The 22,874-nt window shown below is 70.6% G+C and carries 22 protein-coding genes; 14 read left to right on the forward strand and 8 right to left on the reverse strand.

The window, feature by feature from the left end:
* Positions 1–332: 332 nt before the first annotated feature.
* From ABZY33_RS26370 to ABZY33_RS26395, 6 genes are all read right to left on the reverse strand, one after another.
* Positions 333–1,187, reverse strand: a complete 855-nt coding sequence (locus tag ABZY33_RS26370) for a phytanoyl-CoA dioxygenase family protein (RefSeq protein ID WP_356494159.1) — start codon at positions 1,185–1,187, stop codon at positions 333–335.
* Positions 1,184–2,956 (reverse strand): transketolase C-terminal domain-containing protein, encoded by a 1,773-nt coding sequence (locus ABZY33_RS26375; protein ID WP_356494160.1) that lies wholly within the window; start codon positions 2,954–2,956, stop codon positions 1,184–1,186. The genes ABZY33_RS26370 and ABZY33_RS26375 overlap by 4 nt, the downstream gene beginning before the upstream one ends.
* A complete protein-coding gene (locus ABZY33_RS26380) occupies positions 2,953–3,732 on the reverse strand; it encodes a transketolase (protein ID WP_356494161.1) in 780 nt (259 codons plus the stop codon). The genes ABZY33_RS26375 and ABZY33_RS26380 overlap by 4 nt, the downstream gene beginning before the upstream one ends.
* Before the next feature lie 35 nt (positions 3,733–3,767).
* Entirely contained in the window at positions 3,768–4,289 is a 522-nt protein-coding gene (locus ABZY33_RS26385) for an NUDIX domain-containing protein (protein ID WP_356494162.1), read from the reverse strand.
* A gap of 100 nt (positions 4,290–4,389) precedes the next feature.
* Positions 4,390–5,334: an HAD hydrolase family protein gene (locus ABZY33_RS26390; protein ID WP_356494163.1), complete on the reverse strand. Its 945-nt coding sequence runs from the start codon at positions 5,332–5,334 to the stop codon at positions 4,390–4,392.
* 11 nt (positions 5,335–5,345) lie between these two features.
* Complete coding sequence (locus ABZY33_RS26395; protein ID WP_356494164.1) at positions 5,346–6,098, reverse strand: methyltransferase domain-containing protein; 753 nt, start codon at positions 6,096–6,098, stop codon at positions 5,346–5,348.
* Positions 6,099–6,428: 330 nt separating this feature from the next.
* Here ABZY33_RS26395 and ABZY33_RS26400 point away from each other — a divergent pair, with 330 nt between their 5' ends.
* The 12 genes from ABZY33_RS26400 (at position 6,429) to ABZY33_RS26455 (ending at position 17,467) form a co-directional block, all read left to right on the forward strand.
* Positions 6,429–7,208 carry a glucose 1-dehydrogenase gene (locus ABZY33_RS26400; RefSeq protein ID WP_356494165.1) on the forward strand — a complete coding sequence of 260 codons (780 nt, stop codon included), beginning with the start codon at positions 6,429–6,431 and terminating at the stop codon, positions 7,206–7,208.
* A gap of 10 nt (positions 7,209–7,218) precedes the next feature.
* On the forward strand, positions 7,219–8,025 hold the full coding sequence (locus ABZY33_RS26405) for a histidinol-phosphatase (protein ID WP_356494166.1): 807 nt from the start codon (positions 7,219–7,221) through the stop codon (positions 8,023–8,025).
* Between the two features lie 119 nt (positions 8,026–8,144).
* Complete coding sequence (locus tag ABZY33_RS26410) at positions 8,145–9,299, forward strand: inositol-3-phosphate synthase (RefSeq protein WP_356494167.1); 1,155 nt, start codon at positions 8,145–8,147, stop codon at positions 9,297–9,299.
* A 1-nt stretch (position 9,300) separates the two neighbouring features.
* Positions 9,301–9,546 (forward strand): phosphopantetheine-binding protein, encoded by a 246-nt coding sequence (locus ABZY33_RS26415; protein WP_356494168.1) that lies wholly within the window; start codon positions 9,301–9,303, stop codon positions 9,544–9,546.
* Positions 9,543–10,646 carry a phosphotransferase gene (locus tag ABZY33_RS26420; RefSeq protein ID WP_356494169.1) on the forward strand — a complete coding sequence of 368 codons (1,104 nt, stop codon included), beginning with the start codon at positions 9,543–9,545 and terminating at the stop codon, positions 10,644–10,646. The genes ABZY33_RS26415 and ABZY33_RS26420 overlap by 4 nt, the downstream gene beginning before the upstream one ends.
* 95 nt (positions 10,647–10,741) lie before the next feature.
* On the forward strand, positions 10,742–11,698 hold the full coding sequence (locus tag ABZY33_RS26425) for a hypothetical protein (protein ID WP_356494170.1): 957 nt from the start codon (positions 10,742–10,744) through the stop codon (positions 11,696–11,698).
* Between the two features lie 144 nt (positions 11,699–11,842).
* On the forward strand, positions 11,843–13,075 hold the full coding sequence (locus ABZY33_RS26430; protein ID WP_356494171.1) for a methionine adenosyltransferase: 1,233 nt from the start codon (positions 11,843–11,845) through the stop codon (positions 13,073–13,075).
* Positions 13,072–14,145 (forward strand): hypothetical protein, encoded by a 1,074-nt coding sequence (locus ABZY33_RS26435; protein WP_356494172.1) that lies wholly within the window; start codon positions 13,072–13,074, stop codon positions 14,143–14,145. The genes ABZY33_RS26430 and ABZY33_RS26435 overlap by 4 nt, the downstream gene beginning before the upstream one ends.
* A complete protein-coding gene (locus ABZY33_RS26440; RefSeq protein ID WP_356494173.1) occupies positions 14,142–14,777 on the forward strand; it encodes an adenylate kinase in 636 nt (211 codons plus the stop codon). Before ABZY33_RS26435 ends, ABZY33_RS26440 begins: the two co-directional genes overlap by 4 nt.
* Positions 14,774–16,069: a DegT/DnrJ/EryC1/StrS family aminotransferase gene (locus tag ABZY33_RS26445; RefSeq protein WP_356494174.1), complete on the forward strand. Its 1,296-nt coding sequence runs from the start codon at positions 14,774–14,776 to the stop codon at positions 16,067–16,069. Before ABZY33_RS26440 ends, ABZY33_RS26445 begins: the two co-directional genes overlap by 4 nt.
* 108 nt (positions 16,070–16,177) lie before the next feature.
* A complete protein-coding gene (locus tag ABZY33_RS26450; RefSeq protein WP_356494175.1) occupies positions 16,178–16,483 on the forward strand; it encodes a helix-turn-helix transcriptional regulator in 306 nt (101 codons plus the stop codon).
* 60 nt (positions 16,484–16,543) lie between these two features.
* Positions 16,544–17,467 carry a cupin domain-containing protein gene (locus tag ABZY33_RS26455; protein ID WP_356494176.1) on the forward strand — a complete coding sequence of 308 codons (924 nt, stop codon included), beginning with the start codon at positions 16,544–16,546 and terminating at the stop codon, positions 17,465–17,467.
* A gap of 136 nt (positions 17,468–17,603) precedes the next feature.
* On the opposite strand, the gene ABZY33_RS26460 is transcribed toward ABZY33_RS26455, so the two are convergent.
* Together ABZY33_RS26460 and ABZY33_RS26465 are read right to left on the reverse strand one after the other, a co-directional pair.
* Positions 17,604–18,365 (reverse strand): hypothetical protein, encoded by a 762-nt coding sequence (locus ABZY33_RS26460; protein WP_356494177.1) that lies wholly within the window; start codon positions 18,363–18,365, stop codon positions 17,604–17,606.
* A gap of 214 nt (positions 18,366–18,579) precedes the next feature.
* Positions 18,580–20,589, reverse strand: a complete 2,010-nt coding sequence (locus tag ABZY33_RS26465; RefSeq protein WP_356494178.1) for a sialidase family protein — start codon at positions 20,587–20,589, stop codon at positions 18,580–18,582.
* Positions 20,590–21,342: 753 nt separating this feature from the next.
* On the opposite strand from ABZY33_RS26465, the gene ABZY33_RS26470 reads away from it, so the two are divergent.
* Positions 21,343–21,753 (forward strand): hypothetical protein, encoded by a 411-nt coding sequence (locus ABZY33_RS26470; protein ID WP_356494179.1) that lies wholly within the window; start codon positions 21,343–21,345, stop codon positions 21,751–21,753.
* A 275-nt stretch (positions 21,754–22,028) separates the two neighbouring features.
* Positions 22,029–22,874, forward strand: a complete 846-nt coding sequence (locus ABZY33_RS26475) for a hypothetical protein (RefSeq protein WP_356494180.1) — start codon at positions 22,029–22,031, stop codon at positions 22,872–22,874.

A 22,874-nucleotide genomic window follows, 5' to 3' on the forward strand; every position in this document is an offset into this window, starting at 1 on the left:
AGGCGGCGCACCGGGCGCGGAAGTCGGCCTCGTCGAGGAAGTAGGCCGGGGTGCCCTCCCCGGCCACCGTGCTCACTCAACGGGTCTGCTCAGCGAGCTCAGATGCACCCGGCGGCGATGACGGGCGCGGTGCCGCCGACGATCTCGTCGAGCTCTTCGTCCGTGAGAGCATCGATTTCGACGGTCTCGAAGGAAACGTTCTCCATATGCCTACTCCTTTGTTGTGAAGGAATCCCCGATCGGTAATTCCGGGGCGCATGAAGAAAATATCAGCGCGGTGTCCGGGCCTTGCAGTCACGCGAGTTCGTGACACGCGGCCCGGAATACCTGACTCATCGAGTGACCTTCGCGTCGCGCGCGAGAATGTCCCGCTTGGACCGCAGGCGACGCATTGCCTCGGCGCGGGAAATGGGGTGCGCGTCGTCCCATTCGATGGTGCGGCGCATCATTTCACGCAGCGTCGGATGGACCGTTTCGAGATAACCGGGCTCGCGCATGAATCTCCACGAGGTCTGGCCGCCCACCGGTTCGTCCGCGGCCTGGAGGTTCATGTGGAGCGTCCGGCGCGGGCCGCCGTTCTCGCAGGAACCCCGGTGTACCGCGTGGTGGTTGAAGAAGAGGACGTCGCCCGCTTCGCACGGCACCCGCACCTCGCCCGGCAGCTCTCCGCTGCCCAGCCGGCCGATCTCCGCGCGTTCGGCGTCCGTGAGAGGCCTGCGGTGCGAGCCGGGCACCACCCGGAAGGCATCGTCCGCGGTGAGGCAGACGTTGAACTGGACATGGGTGGGCCGGCCCGACGCCTCGTAGTGCTCGTGCTCCTCGTTGTCCTTGTGCCAGCACAGCTCGTAATCCACGGTCTGGGGCGACCACAGCGCGTGCGCCGTCCAGAACCGCAGGCGCGGTCCGAGCACCTCCTGTACGAAGCCCAGCAGGCCCGGATGGGCGAGAACCTCCGCGAGCCTGTCGTCGTACAGCTCGGGCGTCATGATGTGGCTGACGCCCCACACGTCGATCGGGCCGGGCGGGCGCGAGCTGTAGCGGACTGCGTGCTTCTCGGGACCGGCCAGGACGGTGGCCCTGAGCTCCTCCAGGGCGGCCAGGGCCGGCGCCACCTCGGCGGGGGAGAACAGGCCGGGGACACGGACGAATCCGTCCCGTCGGAAGGCGTCCGCCTGTGTACTGGTCATCGGCTCTCCTCCTTGTCCTTGGTGCACACGAGCACCAGGTGCCGCGAGGTGGCGGTGCACGGCTCACCGGCGAATCCGCCGTGGCGTCGCGTCACCGTGAACCCGCCCTCGGCCAGCAGCCGTTCGGCCTGCTCCAGGGTGCGCATCCGGCTGTGCCTGGTCACCCGCTCGACGTGCTCGACGCCGTCCCTGCGGTACTCCATCTCGTCCACCAGGACCTGGCTGACCGGGTCGTAGTGCCGGGCCCGGCGCACCGCGACGCCCCGGCCGTCGCGCGGGTCGCGGTACTGGAAGGCGGGGCGCCACCGGCCGTCCGCCTCGGTCGTCAGGGCGGCCGCCGGGTTCACCAGGTCGAGGGCGAAGACGCCGTCGTCGGTGAGGTGTTCGCGCACCCGCGCCAGACACGCGGCGAGATCGCTGTCGTTCAGCAGGTGGCTGATCGAGCTGCACGGCAGCAGGACCAGCCGAAAACGCCGGCCCAGGTCGAAGTCGCGCATGTCGGCCTCGTGCAGCTTCAGCCGCAGCCCGGGGGTCCGCTTGTGCTCGGCCTCGCGCAGCATGGCGGGGGCGACGTCGATCCCCGTGACGTCGTGTCCGTCCTGTGCCAGCGGGACACTGATCCGGCCGGTACCGGCGGCCAGTTCGAGGACGTCGGGGCCGTGCCTGCGGGCCAGATCGCGCCAGAACGGCACGTCGTCGGCGTAGTCGGCGTAGCGCTGGTCGTACACCGCCCCGTCGTAGTACAGATTGTCGACCAGCGCGGCGGCCCGTACGGGGCTCGGCCGCCGCGCGCCCGGCGCGGACAGGAACCAGGCCAGCACCTGCTCGGAACCGGGAACGTCCAGGACCTTCTTGAGGTACTCCGCGCTCCCGGGCCTGCCGGGGTAGCGGTCGGGCAGCCCGATGCGGCGGAAGGGCACACCCCCTCCCGCCTCCGCGACCGTCTCGGCGACCGCGCTGCCCAGGCCACCGATGACCGAGTGCTCCTCGAACGTGGCGATCGGGCGTCCCTCCGCGACGAGTTCGGCCACCCGGGCGGTGTCCAGCGGCTTGATGGAGGGCATGCTGACAAGCCGTACGGCGAAGCCCTTGCGGCGCCACTCGTCGACCCAGGCGACCGCCTGCTCCAGCACGTGGCCGGTGGCGATGAGGGTGCCGAGGTCGCCCTCACGCAGCACCGTGGAGCGGCCCAGCCGGATGCGGGTGCCCGGCGGATGCAGGACCGGCAGCACCGTGCTCTCCGTCGGCAGGCGGATGTAGGCGGGCCCCGGCAATCGGTCGACCTCGGCCAGCAGGTCGAGGAGTTCGGTGCGGTCGCCCGGCGCGACTACGGTCATGTTCGGCAGGGCACGCAGGACGGCGATGTCCTCGACGGAGATGTGGGCGTTGCCGTACATCGCCCGGCTGAGGCCGGCGCTGGTGCCGATCAGCCGCAGCCGCGCGTTCGCGTGGGCCGCGTCCAGCCGGATCTGGTCGAACGGCCGGTACAGCAGGAACGTGCTGATGTTGGACAGGTAGACGTTCTTGCCGGACTGGGCGAGCCCGGAGCCGATGGACACGGCGTTCTGCTCGGCCATCCCCACGTTGACGAAGCGGTCCGGATACCGCCGGGGGAAGGGATCCGACTCGGACATGCTGTCCGCGGTGATGTAGTACAGGTCCTCGTCGACCGCCGCCCGGTCGGTGAGGAAACGCCCGAACAGGGCGCTGACCCCCTCCTCCTCCACCGCCGCCGTGGCGTCGGCCGCGGGTATCGCCGGGGCGCTCACCGCAGCTCCCGCAGGGCTTGCGCGAGTTCGGGCCTGGTGATCCTGCGACCGTGCCAGGTCACGTCGTTCTCCATGAACGTCAGTCCTTTCCCCTTGACCGTGTGAGCGACCACGCAGCGAGGGCCATGTCTGGGCCGCAGCAGGACGTCGGCGAGCGCGTCGCCGTCGTGTCCGTCCACGTCGTGGACGTCCCAGCCGAAGGCCGCGAACCGCTTGCCGGTGCCGGAGCGGGGCATCAGCGCGTCGGACGACGAGAACGCCTGGAAGCCGTTGTGATCGACGATGAGCGTGAGGTTGTCCAGCCCCAGCGCGGGGGCCAGCGTCGCCGCCTCCCACACCTGCCCTTCCTGGCACTCGCCGTCACCGGCCAGGACGTACACCTGGTACGGCCGCTCCCTCGACTGCGCGGCCAGCGCCATACCGATCCCCAGGGACAGGCTGCGCCCCATGGACGTGGTGGAGGCCTCGACGCCCGGCAGCAGTTCCGAGCGTTCCGTGACCGGGAACAGGCCGCCGTCGGCCTTGTAGGCGGACAGCCGCTCGGCGGGGAAGAACCCGCGGTCGGCGAGGACGGTGTAGAGAACGGCCGACGCGGTGCCCTTGCACACGAACCGGTCCCGGTCCGCCCAGTCGGGCCGGGCGGGGTCGACGTCGAGCACCTTCGAGTAGAGCGTGTGCACGATCTCCACCGCCGAGAGATTCCCGCCGATGTGCGCGCTTTCGGCCCGCGCGACCATCTTGATCATCGAGCGCCGGATGTCCTGTGGAGTGATCACACCATTCCTTTCTGTACGGTTCGGGGCCCGATCGGTCAGGGGGCCAGGTCGATCGGCTCGGCGGGCGCGCCGTCGGTGAGCAGGTCGACGAGCCTCGGATACAGGTCGTCGGGGACCAACCGGTCGGCTGTCGCGGCGAGTTCGGCGGGCGACCACCAGCGGTGACTGACGATGGAGGAGCGTTCGTTCTCGGTGAAGCCGTCGGTGCTGATGTCGAAGGCGGGGACGCGGGCCAGGTAGTAGCGCTCGTGGAAGAGGTAGGCGACGCCCCCCATCACTCCGGTCTTGCGGCGCCGCCACACCTCCGTCGCGAGGACGAGCCCGGTCAGCCCGGTCTCCTCCGCGACCTCTCGCGCACCGGCCTCCTCGTAGCTCTCGCCCTGCTCCACGCCGCCACCGACCGGGTACCAGAACGTGTGCCCGTCGCTCTCGTCCTGGCTGGAGAAGAGGAGCAGACGGTCGGCCTCGTCGAGCAGGAGCACCCGCACCGTGGGCCGCAGGACGAGATCCGCCTCTGCGGGCTCCGCGTGTGCTTCCTGCGCCGTTGTCTCGTGCATTCTCGAGTTCCTTTCCTTCACGAACCTGACGGTCTCGTACCTGACGCTCTCGTCCCGTGGGCCATGTCCCGCAAACGAGGGACGTCGTCCTCAGCGACGGTCAGGTCGGCCGTCCTGATACGGCGGGGGGTGTGCTCTGTGAACCCGGCCTGCGGTGGGCCCCCGAGCAGGGTGTGGCTCCACGGCGGCCGCGACGGGCCGTACCGGGGGAGGCGGCGGCCTGTGACAGGCGGGCCGCCCGTTCCGGGCCGAAGCCCGACAGGAAGTCGGCGAGGGGCCGGTCGAGGCGGACGTGGGCGCAGCGGGCGCAGACCTCGTCCGCCCCCTCCACCGCCACCCCCAGACGGCAAGCGGCCAGCAGACAGGCGTCGTTGAACGCGTCACCGAAGGCGGCCACCGCATCCAGGGCCGGTCGACCCGCCCGCTGCGCGAGATGGGCCGCGAGTCCGGACGCCTTGCACGTCCCCCGCGGACGGATCAGTAACGCGCCGAACGGGCCGACGCGGTCGGTGTCGTGCCGCGCCGCGCACCGCCGGGCGAGGTCTTCGGACGCGTCGAACGCCGTGACGGCCGTCAACTCGTCGCGAGCGGGGGTGGGGTGGGCGTCAACCGTGACGACGGAGCGGCTCAACGCGTACATGCGTGTGTACAGCAGGGCCGCACGCCGTGACGAGGCGACGAGCTCTCCGCCCGCCTCGGCCACGAAGTCCCGTGCGCCGCCGTCCGCCAGGGTGCGCAGGACGTCGGCCGGCAGCCACCGCAACGCCGTGACGCGACCGGTCGACCGCCGCAACACCACGGCGCCGTCCCCCAGCAGCACCTCGTCCGCCAGCACCGACGACGGCAGGCGGGCCAGTGCGAGTTCACGGAAAGAACGGACGGCCCGGCCGCTGACCACCAGCGGCGCCAGGCCGCTCGCGGCGAGTTCGGCAAGACGGTCGGCCAGGCCCGGCCGTAACCGGCCGCGTGTGTCGAGCAGCGTCCCGTCGAGATCGAACGCCGCGTAACGGACGGCGGGCAGAGATCCGGCTGCGGCGACGGCCATGGCGGGGGGACTCAGCCGATCCGGTACTGGCGCAGGACGCGCGTCGCCGCGTAACTGGCGGGCACCGGCCGTCCCGTCGACGGCGAGATGCTCGTGGTGCGGGCCACGCGCACCGGCTTGCGCCGGTCGGTGAGCAGGTGGTGACCGCCGAGCGCGCGGTCCAGCAGGGCGGCGCCGTCCTCTGCGCCGACGAGCAACCGGCCCGGCGGACGTTCCCCCGTGGAGTACGTGATGTCGCACAGGAGCGTGACCAGCACCGAGCCGCCCGCCCGGGTCCGGTCGGCGAGCAGCGCGACCGTCTCCTCGACGCGCTCGGGGTCGGCGCTGCTGTGGTGGACCGAGTCGAAGCAGACCACGGCGTCGAGCGTCGCCGGCGAAAGCCCGCGCAACCAGCCGAACGCGTCCCCCTGAAGGATGTCGCAGCCGTCGAGCCCCTCCTCGTCGACCGCGCCCCGCAACTCGGCGACGGCGTGGGCGCTGTGGTCGATCGCGGTCACCCGCAGGCCCTGGCGCGCGGCGTGCAGAGCGTGCCGCCCCGCACCGCACCCGAGGTCCGCCAGGTGGGGCCGCCGGCCGTCCGCCGAGGAGGCCAGCGCGTCGATCATCGCGCGCGCCGTGTCGGAGGGCGGCCGGATTCCCTCCTGGGCCCAGATGTCCCGGTACACCAGGTGGTCACGGGCCGTCTGGCTCGTCCCGGTCGGCCGGCCACCGGGCTCGGAGGCCGGGGCGGACCGGGCGGGGGTAATCAGCCGGGATTTTTCCATGGAAGTCCCTCGCATTGTGGGCTGAAAAGAGTGTGACGGTCTGCGTGCCTTCTGCCGAAGGGCCGTTCTCCTCGGCCTGGAATGACGGGGCCAGGAGATCGCAGCGGACGCCTTGCGTGCAATCTGCGGTGCCGTCGATTGTAGTCGGCGATGTGGAGCGGAACGCGCCGCGGGCCGTCACGAGATTTCGCTACTTCTGTGCCCCGTACCCCCTGTGACAGGCTGTTCGCCATAAGAAACGCGGTGTTGTCCGGCAGTCGCCCCACCGCGTGTGCCCCGGGACCGGGGCCGTCCATCGCGCCGCTCAGGCACCGTACTTGGGAGTGAAGAATGCGAGGGCTCGCGGGAAAGACCGTCATTGTCACCGGCGGTGCGCAGGGAATCGGGCGCGCCGTGGCCGACAGGGTCGTCCAGGAAGGCGGAAACGTGGTGATCGCCGACTCCCATGCCGAATTCGGAAAGTCGGCCGCCCAGGAGATCGACGAGACTGCGGGCCGGCCCGCCGCCCTATTCGTGCACACCGACGTGTCCGACGAGGAATCCGTCCGGAACATGACGGGACAAGCGGTCGACCATTTCGGCGGTGTCGACCAACTGGTGAACTGCGCCGCGGTGTTCATCATGCGCGGCCTGGAGGCCACCGTCGAGGAATGGCGCCGGATCATGGACGTCAACATCATGGGCCAGGCGCTGTGCGTGAAGCACGCCGCCCCCTACATGCGGGAACGCGGCGCGGGGTCCGTCGTCAACATCGCCTCGATATCCGGGCACATCGCGCAGCCCGGGTACCTCACGTACAACGCGACCAAGGCGGCGGTGGCCAACATGACCCGCTGCATGGCGATGGACCTGGCACCCGACCGCATCCGCGTGAACGCGGTCAACCCCGGCACGGTCTGGAACAAGAACAACGAACGCTTCCACCGCGAGCAGCTCGGGATGGACCGGGCCCAGGCCGACGCGGACCCGGAGATCGGCGGCCGGCACATGCTGGGCCGCACCGCGGACCCCGAGGAGATCGCGTCCGCCGTGGCCTTCCTCCTCTCGGACGAGGCCAGTTACGTCACCGGCGAGAACCTGATGGTCGACGCCGGCTACACGGCGATGTGAGGCGAGCGCGTTGATCTTCGATCTGCATACCCACCACCGCCGCTGCGGTCACGCCCGCGGCGAACTGAGGGACTATGTCGAGGCGGCGCTCGCCGCCGGCCTGGACACCCTGGGCTTCTCCGACCACTCGCCCTTCTTCGCCGAGGAAGCGGACCACCACAAACCGTGGGTGGCGATGGCCAGGTCGGAGTTCGGGGCCTACCTGGCCGAAGCTGCCCGGCTGCGCGAGGAGTACCGCGGCCGCATCCGGCTGCTCACCGGTGTGGAGTCGGACTTCTTCCCGGACCACGCGGAGCTCTACGCGCGGACGTACGCGGACCTCGAACTCGACTACATCATCGGCTCCGTACACGTGGTGGGCGACACGGACATCTTCCACCGGGACCGGTGGACCGGAGCCACCGAGGAACATCTGCTCGCGGAGAAGGAGCGGTACTGCGACCTCGTCGCGGCCTCGGCCCGGTCGGGCATGTTCGACATCCTCGGCCACATCGACGCCCTGCGGGGCAACTGCCCCCGCCTGGACGAGATCCGCACGCCGGCCGAGGACCGCATGGTCGAGGCCATCGCCGCATCCGGCGTCGTGGTGGAAGTCAACACCTCCGGAAGCACCAAGCGGTGCGGCGGCTGGTATCCGAGCGACCGTCTGCTCGGGCGGCTGCGGGAGCACGACATACCGCTGACCTTCGGTTCCGACGCCCACGACCCCGAACGCGTCGGGGACCAGTTCCATGAGGTCCGGCGGCGCCTGCGCGCCCTCGGCTACCGCGAATGGCACGTCTTCGAGCGCCGGGAACGCCGTGCGGTCCCCCTGTGACCGCACCCGGCACAAGGACGGGCACGACGGCCGGACGGCCGGTGGGCCGGTCGGCAACGGCCCGAACACCGGTGGAAACCCCCAAGAACTCTGCTTTCGCACTGAACGTGAGGTGTCTGATGACCAAACGCACCATCAGGGTCGCGCTCGCCGGAGCCGGCTCGTGCGCGTCGAGCTTCGTCCAGGCGGTGGCCGCCTCCGCCCGCACCCGCGATGAGGAACAGCCGGGCGTGATGTACGACCGGATCGGGGGCTACCACCTGTCCGACCTGACCTTCGTCGCGGCTTTCGAGGCGGACGCGAACAAGATCGGACGGGAGCTCGCCGACGCCCTGCGCCAGCGCCCCACCGTGGCCGTCCAGCACGTCCAGGTGCCCGACACCGGCGTGCTGGTCCGTCCCGGACCGGCGCTGGACGGCATCGCCGGACGGCTCGCCGGTGTCGTCGACGTCGCATCGGCCGCGCAGACGACGACGGTCGAGGACGTGACCGCCGAACTGCGCAGGACAGCCGCCGACGTCCTGGTGTGCTTCCTGCCCACCGGGGCCACCGACGCCGTGCGGGCCTATGCGCGGGCCTGCGCCGCGGCCGGCACGGCGTTCGTCAACGCCACGCCGGAGGCGGTCGCGGGCGACGACGGCCTCGCCGCCCTCTTCGAGGACAGCGGCGTCCCTCTGCTCGGCGACGACCTGCGCAGCCACCTCGGAGCGACCACGCTGCACACCGCGCTGCTCGATCTGCTCATCGGCCGCGGGCTCACGGTCAAGGACACCTACCAGCTCAACGTCGGCGGCAACACCGACTTCCTCAACCTCTCGGACCCCGCGCGGTCGGCCAGCAAGCAGGTCTCCAAGCGCCGCGCCCTGACCAACGCGGGGATCGACGCGACCGACGTGGCCGCAGGCCCCAACGGCTACGTGAAACACCTCGGCGACCGCAAGGTGTGCTTCCTGCGCATCGAGGCCGAGAACATCATCGGCGCGCCCGTCGCCATGGAAGTGCGGCTGGAGGTGGAGGACAGCCCGAACGCGGCGGCCGTGGTCGCCAACGCCGTACGGGTGGCGAAGGCCGCCGCCGACCGCGAACTCGCGGGCGTGATCGATCCGGTCTGCGCCTTCCTCTTCAAGAGTCCCCGTGAGGGCATGTCCGAGCCGCAGGCACTCGCCGCCTTCCGTGCCTTCGTCACCGCCGTGCGGTCCGAGCCCGGCGACGCCCACGCGCCTCTGCCCTTCACCGCTTCGGTGGACGACCACTCTCTTGTAAGGACGGCCTGACATGGACCGGAAGATCGTGCGGGACATCATCCGCACCGAGCTGGAGCGGCTCCTGGGCACCGCGGTGACGTTCGGTGACGACGAACCGCTCGTCGACCACGGACTCGACTCGCTCCTCAGCGTGGAACTCACCCTCAACCTGGAGGACGCCTTCGCCATCACTTTCGAGGACGACGAGCTGTCATTCGAGAACTTCGCCTCCGTGGGGGCCGTCGCCGACCTCGTCACGGCGAAGGACCCGGCATGACCGCCAAGGCCCCGGCCGGTTCCGACGCGGCGCCCGCCACGGCGCCACCGACCGCCCCCTCCGGGCCGGTGGACAAGACCGGCTGGCAGCCCTGCGCCGCCGACGACCCCGGCCCGGCGGTCCTGCGTACCGGCTGGGGCCTGGACGCCTCCCGCGCCGAGCGGCTCTGCCGCGAAAGCGTCAACGACCTCTGGCGGTTCCGCACCGACCGCGGTGAGGTCATCCTCAAGGCGCTCGGCCAGCCCACCACCGCCGCCTGGCTCGACTTCCAGAGGGCGGCCGGCGAACTGGCCGCCGAAGCCGGGCTCCCCGTCCCGCTGTCCGTGCCGACCCCCGACGGCGCCCCGGTGGCGCACCACCACGGCCGGCAGTGGCAGCTCCGCCCGTACCGGCCGGGACAGCCCTTCGCCCCCGACTCGCCCGCTCACCTCACGCAGACCGCACGGGCGCTGAACACCCTGCACCGGCTGCCGGTGACAGCGTTCGGGCACGCCCCGGCCAGCCCCGGCGACGAGACCGCGTTCTGGCGCGCCGCAGGCGAGGAGAGCTGGAACCAGCTCGACCGTGCGCTCGCGCCCGTGCTCACGGCGCCGCGGCGGACGAACGCCGTGGCCGCCTGGCGCGCCGTTCACCAGCGGGCCGTCGCCGAGCTGGACGGCGCCGGCTACGACACCCTGCCCGCCGTCCTCACCCACGGCGAGGTCGCCGGCTCCAACCTGGTCTTCGACCGGGAGGGCACACTGCGCGCGCTCCTGGACTGGGACGCCGTCCAGCTCCGACCCCGCGCGTACGACCTGGCGAAGGCGGCGCTGTTCCTCGGCCGCATCGCCCGTGGCAGCCTGGACATCGATCCCGACCGTGCCGCCACCGTGGTCGCGGGCATCACCGGCGGGCAGCCGTTGGCAGACCGTGAGGCGGCAGTCCTCACCCCGCTCCTCGAGCTGTACTTCGTGCCCACTCCCGACCGGCTGCGGCGCATGGCGCACACCGTCCCCCGGCACCTCGACTGGTACGTCCACTGGACCCTCGACGGAGCCCGGCGCGCGCGCAGCCTGCTGGACCCGGTGATCCGGCGCCTGTCCGGCGCCGGCACGTCATGACGGCCGTGCGCGGTCCGGGCCGGGCCGGCGCGCACACGGCGGTCCACCTGTCCGTCCCCGGCGCACGGGTACACCTGACGGGACCCGCGCGCCTCGTGAGCGACGCGGCGGTCCGGCTGGCTCCGTTCGTCGCCGTCTCGCAGCCGGACGCGCACCACCAGCCGGACAGCACCTGGTCGATCCAGCACTCGCCCGAGGCGGGGGCGGACCCGGCCGAACTCGAACACGTGACGATCACCGCCCCGACGGAGCCCACGGCCACGCTCACGGTGGACCACGCGCGCCGCCGTCTGCTCCTCGACCCCGCCTGCGCCCTCGACTTCGCCACCCACCTCGCCGCCCGGTACGCGAGAATCCTGCTCCGCCTGCAACGCGCCACGCGGGCCCAGGAGTTGTTCCTGCACGCCGGGATGGCGGCGCCCGCGCCGGACGCCGGCCGGGCCGACCGCGGCATCGCCGTGATCGGGCCCAAGCGTACGGGGAAGACCTCCACCGTCATGGCGGCCATGCGCGCCGGCGCCGCCTTCGTCGGCAACGACGACCTCAGCGTCACCCGGTCCCCGGACGGCTGGACCGGGCACGGCTGGCCCCGGTCGGTCTCGGTACGGTCCGACACCTTCACCGCCCTGGGTCTCGCGCCGCCCGAGCGCTCCGCCCACCCGGCCCGCCCACCCGGCCCGGGAGGACCGGCCGGGAGGGCCGCCCCCGTCATGCTGCTGCCCGCGGAACTCGCGAACCTGCTGGGCGCCCCCGGGGTCCGCCCGTCGGCACCGCTCACCGCACTGGTCTTCCCCCGCTTCGTCCCCGACGCCGCGGACACCGCACTGCGAGAACTGACCCCCGAGCAGACGGCGCGCCGCCTGCGCCGGGAACCCCCCGTCCAGGTGGTGAAGCAGGCCGACTTCCTGCTGCCCCACTTCCCGCGCCCCTCGCCCGCCGAGACGGACGAGGTGTGGCGGCTCCTCGCCGCCGAGGTACCAGGATTCGAGCTGGCCCAGTCCTTCACCGGCCTGACCGCGGGCGCCCAGCACCTGCGAAGCCTCTGGAACTGAGGAAGCCCGCCTCCTCCGCGACCCGCCCCACATGCGTTGCGCGCACCACCCGCACACGGTCGAGCCGGTCCACCGCCGAGCCCCGCACCGATCCGTTCCCGCCCCAGAACAGGGCCGTCCGGCCCACCCGAACGAGGAGCAGCCATGTCCGCAGCCACTACTCCGCACAGCGTCTCGGTCTACGCCGACCACGCCCAGCAGATCGAGGAGCTGCCCTACGAGCTCGTGGAGCGCAAGGGCATCGGACACCCCGACACGATGTGCGACGCGATCGCGGAGCGCGCCTCCCAGCTGTACTCCCAGTACTGCCTCGAACACTTCGGCCGGGTGGCACACCACTGGTTCGACAAGGTGATGATCTTCGGCGGGGAGGCCCACCTCGACTACGGCCGGGGCGAGCTGACCAACCCGTACACCGTGCTCTTCGCCGGCAAGGGCGCCTACCGGTGCGGCGACCGGCCCATCCCGCTGGAAGAGATCCTGCGACAGGCCGCCGCCGAGGTCCTCGACCGGGTGAGCACCGGCTTCGACGCCGAGCGCCACCTCGTCATCGACTGCCGGATCGTGGACCACCAGGGCGCGGGGCGCCGCAACTCCCGCTACCGCCCACGCTCCGCCGACGACCTGATCGCCATCGGCGACCCCGGCCTGGTGTCCAACGACACCAACCTCCTGCACGCGTACGCGCCCTTCAGCCGCCTCGAACAGGCCGTGCTGGACGTGGAGCAGTTCATCAACGGGCCCGACTTCAAGGACCGCAACGCGGACACCGGCTGGGACGTCAAGGTGTTCGGCAGCCGCAGCGGCGAGTCGTTCAACTTCGTGGTGAACATGCCCTTCCTCGCGGGCCGCATCACCTCCTTCGCCCACTACCTGGAGCGCAAGAAGGCGTGCCAGGCCGAGATCCTGGCGTTGCTCACGCGGAGCGTGGGCAGCACACCGACGCTCACGGTCAACCCCACGGACCGCAACGGGTTGCCCTACCTCACCGCCCTGGGTTCCGTCGCGGACACCGGCGACGTCGGCGCGGTGGGCCGGGGCAACCGCGTGACGGGGCTGATCACACCGATGCGATCCATGAGCATCGAGGCGCCGGCCGGCAAGAACCCGCTCGACCACACCGGCAAGCTGTACGGGGTGCTGGCCAGGAAGCTCGCACTCCAACTGCACGACCTGCTCGGCAAGCCGGTCGAGACACACATCTTCACGTCCAAGGAAGCCCCGCTCGACCGGCCCGACGAGGTGGTGGTCCGGGTGCACGGACTCTCGCAGGACCCGGCCGAGGAGGACCTCGTCCGCAAGACGGTGGACGACGCGCTGGCCGGCACCGCCGAACTGACCCGCGAGATCATCGTCACCGGGGTGACGATGTGGTGACGGCACACCCTTCGCTCGCCGCCGACCTCCTCGCCGCGACCGCCGCCGTCACCGCCGCCGCGGAAAGCGGCTGGGTCCGCCCCTACACCCCGCCGGACCCGGACGACGGCAGCCAGTTCCTGCTGATGCTGAAACCGGAACTGCTCGCCGAGGCCGCCCTGACCGGTGCGGGTCTGCTGGGCCGAGTACTGGACAGGCTGACCGCCGGCGGCCTGCGTCTGGGCGCCGCCCGCGTCGTCGGCGCGGCCGACATCACGGCGCGGCGCATGGTGGAGCACCACTACGCCGTACTCAACCGGGTCTCCACCCAGGGCCTCGACGCCCTGCCGCCCAACGCCCGGCCCCGGCTCGCCGAGCGGTACGCCCAGGACGCCGCCGAGCACCCGGACGCCATACCGGCCCGCATCCTCGGCGGACACCAACTGCTGGCGCAACGACCGGACTTGACGGCAGCAGCACTGGACGCGCTCGCCCGGAACCTGCCGGTCGTCAAGGCCGCTGCCGGGGTCTACACGACGGAACTCCTGCTCGACGGCGAGAGGTTCGTGGTCCTCAACGCCTTCCACCCCATGCAGCTGGCCCACTTCCAGCAGCCCGGCGGCGCGGTCGCCCTCCTGACCTGCACGACGCACCGGCCCACCGACCAGATGCGCCGCGACGTGATCGGCGCGACCGACCCGGCCCAGGCCCGGCCCGGCTCGGTCAAGCACATGCTGTACCAGGACCGCGCCACGTTCCGGACGTGGAAGGTCTGCACCCGGCTCAACGGCGTGCATATGTCTCCCGGTCCGGTCGAGGCGATGTTCACCATCCAGAAGTACTTCGCCGACGACTGGACACCGATGCCCCTCGCCCGTACGGCGTTGGGCAGGAGGCTGCTGGCCGCGGGCGCGGACGCGGACGCACTGGCGGCGCTCGGCGGCAACCCGGTGGTCGAGTACGGCGGCGGTGGGCACCTCTTCGACGTCACGGAGGACATGACCACGCAGGAGTGCGAGCACATGCTGCTGCGCCTGCTGGAGCGCCCGCGGGCCGTACGCCCGTACGCGGAACAGGAGACGACGGCGTGACGTGCGACCTCAGCGGCACGGACATGCCCGGACGTGCCCAGGCGCCCCGGCGGATCTGGCTGCTGGGGCCGCCCGGCGCGGGCAAGACCACGCTGGGCCGACGGCTCGCCGACCGGCTGGGCCACCCCCACCACGAACTGGACGCGCACTTCTGGCACCAGGGATGGACCCGTGTCGACAGCGACGCATTCCACGCCGTCGTGAGCGGACTCGCGGCGGGGGAGAGGTGGATCATCGACGGGCAGTACCAGGACACACACCCGCTGCTGGCCGCACGAGCCGACACCGTCATCTGGCTGGACGTCCCGCTGGGCGTCGCCCTGTGGCGGGTGACCCGCCGCACGCTGCGTCGTCTCCTCACCCGGACGGCGCTGTGGAACGACAACCGGGAAACCCTCGGCAGCGCCCTGGGACTGCTGGCGTGGACCGTACGCAGCCACCGCGCTGTCGCCGCCGTCAACCGGCCGCTGCTCACCCGCCTGGCCGCCCGCGACGTACGCACCCTCCGCGCCGCCTCGGTAAACGCCGCACTCACCGAACTGCTCGGCGCGCCCCCGCCGGACCGGCTCACCGCGCAGGGCCCGCCGGCCCCCGACGCAGCCGACCCCCTCCCACCCGGCAGGAGACCATGACCCCGCCCCCGCACACCACCACCCTGGCGCTCCTCGGCGGCGAACCCACGACCAGCAGGCTGCCGGACCCGCGGCCGAGACCGCCCACAGAAGAGGACCTGGCCCTCGTCACGGCGATGCTGCGCCGCGGCGAGGGGGCCTACGTCGGCGACGAGGGCCAGGTACACGAACTCGAGACCGAGTTCGGTCGCCTGGTCGGCGCCCGACACGCACTCGCCGTCAACTCCGGTACGTCCGCGCTGTACTCCGCGTTCTTCGGGATCGGCCTCGAACCCGGCGACGAGGTGCTCGCCCCCACCTACACGTTCCTGGCCACCGTGATGCCGCTGTTCGCCGTGAACGCCGTACCCGTCCTCGCCGACGTGGACGAGCGGACCGGGAACCTCGACCCCGCCGACCTGGAAAGGCACCTGACCCCCCGCACCAGGGCCGTCGTCGTCACCCACCTCAACGGCGTCCCCGCCGACATGCCCGCGCTGACGGCGTTCGCACGCCGGCACCGGCTCGCCGTCGTCGAAGACTGCTCGCAGGCACACGGCGCGATCTGCGCCGGCAAGCACGTGGGCTCGTACGGCGACGCGGCCGCGTTCAGCCTCCAGGCAAAGAAGACGGTGAGCGCCGGAACGGGCGGCATTCTGCTCACCGACGACCAGCGGATCCACGAACGCGCCGTGATGCTCGGCCACTTCCTCGACCGCGCCGAACAAGCCGTGACCAGCGACGAGTACGCCCGCTTCGCCGGCACCGGGTTCGGCCACAACCTGCGCATGCACCCCGTCGGTGCCGCCCTGGCCCGGGGCTCCCTGCGCGCACTCCCCGAGACACTGCGCCACCGGCAGGCCAACTACGACCTTCTGGACCAGCTGCTCACCGGCATCCCAGGCCTGCGCCCGCCCGCCCGCGCCCCCTACACGGACGCGCTCGGCTACTACAGCTACCAGCCGCTCTACGTCCCCGAGGAACTCGGCGGCCTCTCCGCCGAGTTGTTCGTACGCGCGGCGGCCGCGGAAGGGGTGCCGCTGTCGAGGCCGCGCTCGGCGCCCCTGCACTGCCAGCCCGTCTTCACGGACCGCAGCTGGCACTCCCGGACCTTCACCCCGCACGTCGGTGCGGGCCGGGGCTATCGGCACTACCACCCGAAGGAGTTCCCGGGCTCGCTGCGCTACCTGGAGCGCGCCCTGCGGCTGCCGGTGTACTCGACCGACATCCGCGACCACGTGGAGCGCTGGGCGCAGGCGTTGGCCAAGGTCGCCGCACAGGCACACGTGCTGCGTGCCCACGAGTCACGCTGAACCCGCGGCCCCGACCGCCGACGACCCCGGAAAGTCGGTGATAAGTACGGTCTTGCGCCCTATGTCTACTGTTCTTCATGCTGCCGGACCACTTGCTGAAGAGGAAGCGTGCTGGAGGCCGAAGTCGATGCGGTGACACTCTCATCGCATCGCACTGTCCCGAAGAACCAGGGAGCCACGGTGACTTCGACCGACTCGACACACGCCCCCATCACTCCTCGCGAGAAGCAGGTGCTCTCACTTCTCGCCGAAGGTCTCACCTACGGCAGCATCGCCAGAAGGCTCGGGATCAGCCCGCACACCGTGGACACGCACTTGCGGCGCCTGCGGGAAAAGACAGGGGCGGCCAACCGCATGCAACTCGCCGTCCTGAGTCACACCTTGGGAAACGACAGTATGCGGAGCGCCGGCTGACGGCACACCCCACGCAGGCGGCTGAGGTGAGGCACACACTTCTCACGAAACAGGAAACCCATGAATTCGACAGAGATGCATCGTTGGGTGGGCGATGTCGAGACGTTCGGCTCCACGTATTGGCGGCGGGAGCCCGCGGTCTTCGACACGGCGCCGCCCCCACCCATGGGCCTCGACGACATCGACGCCGCTCTGGCGCAGGGAACACTCAGGTCTCCGCACGTCGAAATGGTCCGAGCGGGCAAGGAAATGGCGCTCAAGGAGTACACGGAAGCCCGCGAAGTGGGCGCCAGACCGATCGTAGGTTTCGCCGACGGTCCAGCCATACTCGCCCATCTGCAGAAGGGAGCGACACTCCTCCTGCGGAACACCGAGCAGTGGCACCGCCCCACCGCCGAACTGGTGGCCCGCCTCGCGGACGAGACGGGCCGGCGTGTGGAGGCGTTCTTCTTCGTCACGCCACCGGGAGCCCAAGGGCTCGCGGTGCACCGGGACGACGCGGACGTGCTCCTCCTGCAAGTGGCGGGCAGCAAGCGGTGGACGGTCCGAAGCGGTCCGCCCGATCACCACTGGCAGGCGGGAGAGGTCGCGGGAGACGCCGGTCCCGTCCTGCTCCGAGCGACAGTGACCACGGGGCAGGTGCTCTACATCCCGCGCGGATACGCCCATTCCGCGGTGGGGGACGAGGGCTTGTCGGCCCATGTGTCCCTGACCGTCCGGGAGATCGGCGGGATCCACCTCACGCGCGCCGTCCCGCGCCTGCTCGTCGAGGGGGTGCGGCTGCCCGCGCGCCCCCTCGACGAGTCCGGACTGCTGGAGTCCGCGAGCAAGCTGCTCGAAACCGCACGCGAGCGACTGGCGGCCCTCGAACCGCAGGACCTGGTGCGGTACGCGCGAGCGATGCAGCGTGACCAGAAGCTCAACACCGCGGAACCCGCGTCTGTGGCCCGCTTCGCAGAACAACTGACCGCTGAGGCGGGGTGATGGCGCAGCCAGGACAACACGCGCCGGGCGCCACCCCTTGTCCGGCCCGCCCCTGACCGTGCGTTCCCTCTTCGGTCCCCTGATGGCGGCGCGCCGGCGGAGGAGGCGAAGGAGTCGGGGAGCGAGCCGGACGTCGTCACTTCACCACGACGTTGTCGCCGGACGAGGTCGAGGGGCCGGTGGTGGTGTTGCCGTAGTAGGCCCAGCGCCAGGTGCCCGTCTTGGTCGCCTTCACGGTTGTCCTGAGGGCGCCCGAGCCGTTTGCGTGCACCTTTTTCACCGTGGTGTAGGAAGAGGAACCGCTGGGCTTGAACTGGAGGCTCACCAGCCGGTCCGCATAGGTCGCGTACTTCTTGGTCTCCCAGTTGGCCCGCGTGACCTTGCCGGTCACGGTGATCGTCCTGCCCTTGACCACCGGTTCGGGTGCCGCGTCGACGGTCAGACGGCTGTTGCGCTTCAGGTAGACCGTGAGATCCGTGCCGTCGGTGTCACCGCCTCCGCCCGAGAACACCACCTGGGCCCCGACCTTCCAGGCCCCGGCCTGGCTGTTGAGCGTGTCCCACTCGCGGGGGTCGAAGTCCAACGCCCCGGTGAAGTCGCAGACGCCCGGACCGGCGTGGACGCAGTCGCTGGTCTCGACAGCGTGCCACAGCGTGTTGCCCGTGCTGCCCCGGTACAGGAACACCGCGGGCCACTTCCACTTGTGGGTGGTCGTCATACGGAACGAGGTGGGCGCACTGACCGCCCCCACGCCCATCACGATGGGCTTGCCGCCGTTCACCTTGATGCGGGTGAACGACACCCCGCCCTCGGCCGCGCCCGCCGGTGCCGCCGCAACGGCGGCGAACACTGCCGCCGCCCCGCCGGCCACAAGGACTCGCCAGACCTTCTTCCCCACCTGAACCCCAATCTCTGTACGGATACGTGCGCTGATCTGCACGGAAAGGCGCCGGAAGCCAATCGTCCGGCGCCTCTCTGACCATCAGACGGGGCGTGAAGTTGCGCAGCGCGGAGTCACGATCACGCATCGGCAGCGGGGGCGGTGGACCCGGGAGTGCTGGACCCGGCCGCAAGGTTGAGGGCCCGCTCGTGCTGCTGTGTCGTTCGGGGTCTCAGCAGGTCTGCCAGCGGGTGTCGAGTCTGGTTCGGGCAGGAGCGTTGGGGGCGTAGAAGGCGGTCCAGAGGTGGTCGGAGGAGCGACCACGGTAGGCGAGCTGGAGGCCGCCCTGCCAGGGGGTGAGGGCCACGCCCGCGCCGGCTTTGCCGTCGTTCTGCTCCGTGAGGAAGACGGGAGGCAGGGCGTGGCCGTCGCGTACCGCGCACAGGCCGATGCGGCGTTCGTCGTCTGCGTCGGACCAGGACAGGACGAGGTCGTCACCGAGACTTGCGAGGCCGGGCCCTTCGGCGGTCAGCGGCTCGACGTTCCAGGTCACAGCCCGGTCGTCGGACCATGTGGTGCCGTTGTAGGAGCAGATGCGCAGGTTCCCGACCCGCCCGGGCATGCGGTAGGCGAGGTAGAGGCGGTCGCCGTGCCGGGCGAGGGTCGGCCGGTGGCCGGTCGTCAGCTGCGACGGCGCCGTGAGCAGCACCGGCTGGCGCCAGGTCAGGGCGTCGGCGGACGTCGTATGGAAGAGGCGGGTGTCGGAGCCGTGCCCGCGATAGACGAGGTGGTGGAGCCCGTTGAAGCTCGCCAGGGCGGGTGCGGAGCCGGTGCGTGCCCCGACCTGCTCGGTGAGCGAGACCTCGGCGCCCCAGCGTCCCAGCCCGCCCCGGGTGACGTACAGGTTGCCGCGCTCGGAGCGGCCGGCGTACGCGAGGACGAGCGAACCGGCGTCCGCCGCGATCACCGGTGACCAGCGGCTCGCGGCGTCCTTGCCGTCGGGGCTGACACGCTGGGGGGTGGCCCAGCGGTCGCCGTCCTGGACGCAGGTGTACAGGAACGCGTCGTCGGAGATGCCGCGGAAGGCGGCCACGAGGCGAGGTGTCTCGATGCCTTCGGTGCGGGTGAGAGAGGGGGCGCAGGGGGAGCGGGCCTTGTTGTGGGCGGTGATCTCGGTCTGCGGTGACACCGCGTCCCAGCCGACCTGCCGGCGGCTGTAGGTGCAACAGCCGTCGGAGGTGTCGTGGGACATCAGGCACGGGATCTTGCGCCCCGGGCACGCGACGGAGTTGCAGTTGGCGGTGTGGAAGAAGCCGCTGCGGTCGGAGCAGGTGTTCCGCTTCATGTACTCGTCCTGCGCGTGGAAGGCGTGCATGCTTTCGTGCACGAACGTCTCGGCCAGCTTCTCGGGCGTGTAGCCGCCGTTCTCGTACGACATCACCACCCAGCTCGCCTCCTCCTCGGGCCGGCAGTATGCGATGACCGGGGAGGGATACGCGGTGAAGAACGTGAGGTAGGCGCGGTCGGCTCCGGCCTTTTTGCCGACGGCGGCGACGAAGTCGCCCATGGGATCCCGGCCGGAGTAGCCGAGGCGCTGCATCACGGGGCCGCGCCAGACCTTCTCGCACGCGATGATGTCGTCGCACTTCTTCGGCGGGGTGGTGATCGGAACCTCGACGAAGGAGAGGGCGAAGGTCAGCTCGCCCATCGGATTCAGCGTCTGGAAGCGGCGCAGACCGCGGAGGATCTCCGACCGCGCCTTGTGCCGCAGGGAAGATGACGGCGTCAGGTCGCCGGGCCCGAGCACCATGACGACCTTGAGGGCGACGAGACCGTTCATATCGGTGGCCCAGCGCGGACCGCGCGGGGCAGCGGAGACGTCCTCATCGGGCTGCTCTGTGACGGCCGCGGTCGCCGGTTCGTCGCCTTCCAGGCCGAGTTCGGCCCAGGAACGCGAGGGCGCGTCCGCGGGACGCGCCTCGCTGCGGGACGCGGCGTCCGACTCGGCCCGCAGCATGTCGTACCAGGCGCGGACGAGTTCCGCAGTCGGCGGATCGGAGCGGACGGAGTCCGCGGCCTCCCCGGCCACCGGCTCACCTGCCCGCAAGGCCGGGTCGCGGTCAGGAGGCAGCCACACCGCAACCAGACCGTGCTCCAGTCTCAGGCCGATCCGGCCACCGAGTGCGGCGACCTCCGCGGCCAGTGCATCCGGGTCACTGGTGACATACAGGACATCGGTCATCGCGGCACTCCTCACAGGGCCCGGTCGGCGGTACGCCCCGTCCCAGCGGGTCCGCTCGCGCCCAGTACCAGGGTGAACCACACCGCGCGTTTCGGCGCGCCGACGCGGGACGCGGCCCGGGTGTCGGCAGGCACCGTGCTTGGAAGAACCGAACGGGCCCGGCGCGCTGGTGGTGCCACCCGTTGCGGTGGGATGCCCGGAGTGACTGCTTCCCCGGGCCCTCATCAGCGCCTTGGCTGCTGCTGCGGACCGGGCAGAAACTCCGCGCCCGAGTTCGCCAGCTCTTTCAGACGTCGGCGTGCAGTGCGCCCTGGCCGAGACCGTCGACGGCTCCCGGGTGGACCTCGACGAGGCCCCGCTCTGAGCCACCCCTGAACACCCTCCGGCCGACGGGCCGGGACACCTTCTCCACCAGGGCGTCCCGACCTGTTTCCGTACGGCTTTGTCCCACCCATTGAGATGTGATGTACCGGATTTCGCCATCCTTCGCGCCCGTCGGCAATGTCGATACACGCGATATGACACGTTTTATGGTGAAAGAACATGGCTATAGCACCGTGATTTGTTCCGGAATGTTCTATTCCCGCCGGTGGTCACCTGGGGGTATCCGTGGAACTCCTTCGTCCGCCCCGACCGGATCCGCACGGGTCGTTTCGCGCCAGCCACAAGAACTCGCTCGTCGAACATGTGCACCCGGCCTAGGGTCACCGACGGACCATTGCGGTCCAACTGGACCTCACCGAGAGGGAGTTCATGAGACTCAAACACCTGGCAGCTGTCGGCGCGGTCGCCCTGGCGACCACCGCGGGCAGCCTCGTCCTCGCTGCGCCGGCCAATGCGGCCGTCTCCTGCAGCGTCGACTACGCCTGCCTGCACTACAACTCCAACAACGCGGGCGCCCTGTACAAGCAGTACTACGCGATCCCGGACTACGCCGGCCTCAAGTTCTCCGCAAGCACCAGCACCAACGGCGGAAACGGCGCCGGACTGGCGGTCAAGAACAACGCCGCGTCCGTCGACAACTGGGACTTCGACCTCGGTATCCGCATCTACTACAACTCGAACTACAACGCCAGCTTCGCCTCGCAGGCCATCGCCAAGGGCGGCTTCGCGAACCTGAACTCCACGATGAAGAACAACAACGCGTCCGGCGACTGGTTCTGAGCAAGCCCATCCGCAGAACCGCGTGACAAGAACCGTGCCCCGAAGCGTCCTTGAGGACGTGGACGAGATTCTCCGCACGGTTGCACGGGCACTCCGCTCGCCGGAATCGGGCGGAGTGCCCTTCTGCATGCTCAGGCCCCAGAAGCCCACTCATCAGCAAGGAAGTGCCGCTCGTGAAGCAGCTCCGCTCCCGCTCCCTCCAGGGCGCAGCCGTTCTGACCGTTCTGGCTGCCGCGTTGGCCACTGGTTGTTCCGGTTCGTCGACGGAGAAAACCGTGGCATCCGACGGCGCCCCCGAGGTCTCGTCGACCCCCAAGATCACCACCCGGGTGGAGACGCCGGTACCGGTCGAGGCCTACCTCCTCACCGACGAGCAGTCGGCCGCGCTCGGCAAGGCCGAGAACACCCTGCGCGAGCGCTGCATGCGGCGGTTCGGTATCCAGTTCCACGAGCCCACCACGGAGCTGAAGGGCCCGAAGTACGTCCTCTCGCAGTACCGGTACGGAAAACTCGACCCTGCCGTCACCGCCCAGTACGGGTTCCAGGTGCCCGGCCAGCACACCGCGTCCGACCTGGCCAAGGCGAAGAACGCGGGGACCGCCTCCCGGTCGAACCTGTCGACGGCCCAGCTCGGTGTCCTCAGAGGCACCACCGATCCCTCGGTCAAGTCCGGTCCCGGCGGTCAGGACTACAACGGCCAGAAGGTCCCCGCGGGCGGCTGCTACGGCGAGGCGAAGAAGAAGCTGGGCAACTACCAGGACGCCCCGGTCGCCGTCGACGTCAACATCAACAGCTTCCAGAAGTCGACGGAGGACAAACGGGTCAGGGCGGCTTTCGCCAAGTGGTCCGGCTGCATGAAGAAGGAGGGCTTCGACTACCCGACGCCGATCAAGGCCGACGGTGACCCGAAGTGGGCGGGCACAAGCGTGAGCGCCGAGGAGAAGAAGGTGGCGACGGCCAGTGCCACCTGCATGGAGAAGTACAACGTGGCGGGTATCTGGAACGCGGTCGACGTCGCCTACCAGAAGCAGGCCATCGAGAAGAACGCGCAGCAACTGGACGCCGTCAAGAAGGACATCGAGCACGACGTCAAGCTGGCCGCACAGGTCACCGGTGAGTGA

This window comes from Streptomyces sp. NPDC006552 (assembly GCF_040611655.1).
Lineage (GTDB): Bacteria > Actinomycetota > Actinomycetes > Streptomycetales > Streptomycetaceae > Streptomyces.

Bases quoted from the DNA above. Each gene is read 5' to 3' on its own strand.
- ABZY33_RS26370 (WP_356494159.1), bottom strand. From the start codon at position 1,187: ATGACCAGTACACAGGCGGACGCCTTCCGACGGGACGGATTCGTCCGT.
- ABZY33_RS26385 (WP_356494162.1), bottom strand. From the start codon at position 4,289: ATGCACGAGACAACGGCGCAGGAAGCACACGCGGAGCCCGCAGAGGCG.
- ABZY33_RS26390 (WP_356494163.1), bottom strand. From the start codon at position 5,334: ATGGCCGTCGCCGCAGCCGGATCTCTGCCCGCCGTCCGTTACGCGGCG.
- ABZY33_RS26395 (WP_356494164.1), bottom strand. From the start codon at position 6,098: ATGGAAAAATCCCGGCTGATTACCCCCGCCCGGTCCGCCCCGGCCTCC.
- ABZY33_RS26400 (WP_356494165.1), top strand. From the start codon at position 6,429: ATGCGAGGGCTCGCGGGAAAGACCGTCATTGTCACCGGCGGTGCGCAG.
- ABZY33_RS26410 (WP_356494167.1), top strand. From the start codon at position 8,145: ATGACCAAACGCACCATCAGGGTCGCGCTCGCCGGAGCCGGCTCGTGC.
- ABZY33_RS26415 (WP_356494168.1), top strand. From the start codon at position 9,301: ATGGACCGGAAGATCGTGCGGGACATCATCCGCACCGAGCTGGAGCGG.
- ABZY33_RS26420 (WP_356494169.1), top strand. From the start codon at position 9,543: ATGACCGCCAAGGCCCCGGCCGGTTCCGACGCGGCGCCCGCCACGGCG.
- ABZY33_RS26430 (WP_356494171.1), top strand. From the start codon at position 11,843: ATGTCCGCAGCCACTACTCCGCACAGCGTCTCGGTCTACGCCGACCAC.
- ABZY33_RS26445 (WP_356494174.1), top strand. From the start codon at position 14,774: ATGACCCCGCCCCCGCACACCACCACCCTGGCGCTCCTCGGCGGCGAA.
- ABZY33_RS26455 (WP_356494176.1), top strand. From the start codon at position 16,544: ATGAATTCGACAGAGATGCATCGTTGGGTGGGCGATGTCGAGACGTTC.
- ABZY33_RS26465 (WP_356494178.1), bottom strand. From the start codon at position 20,589: ATGACCGATGTCCTGTATGTCACCAGTGACCCGGATGCACTGGCCGCG.
- ABZY33_RS26470 (WP_356494179.1), top strand. From the start codon at position 21,343: ATGAGACTCAAACACCTGGCAGCTGTCGGCGCGGTCGCCCTGGCGACC.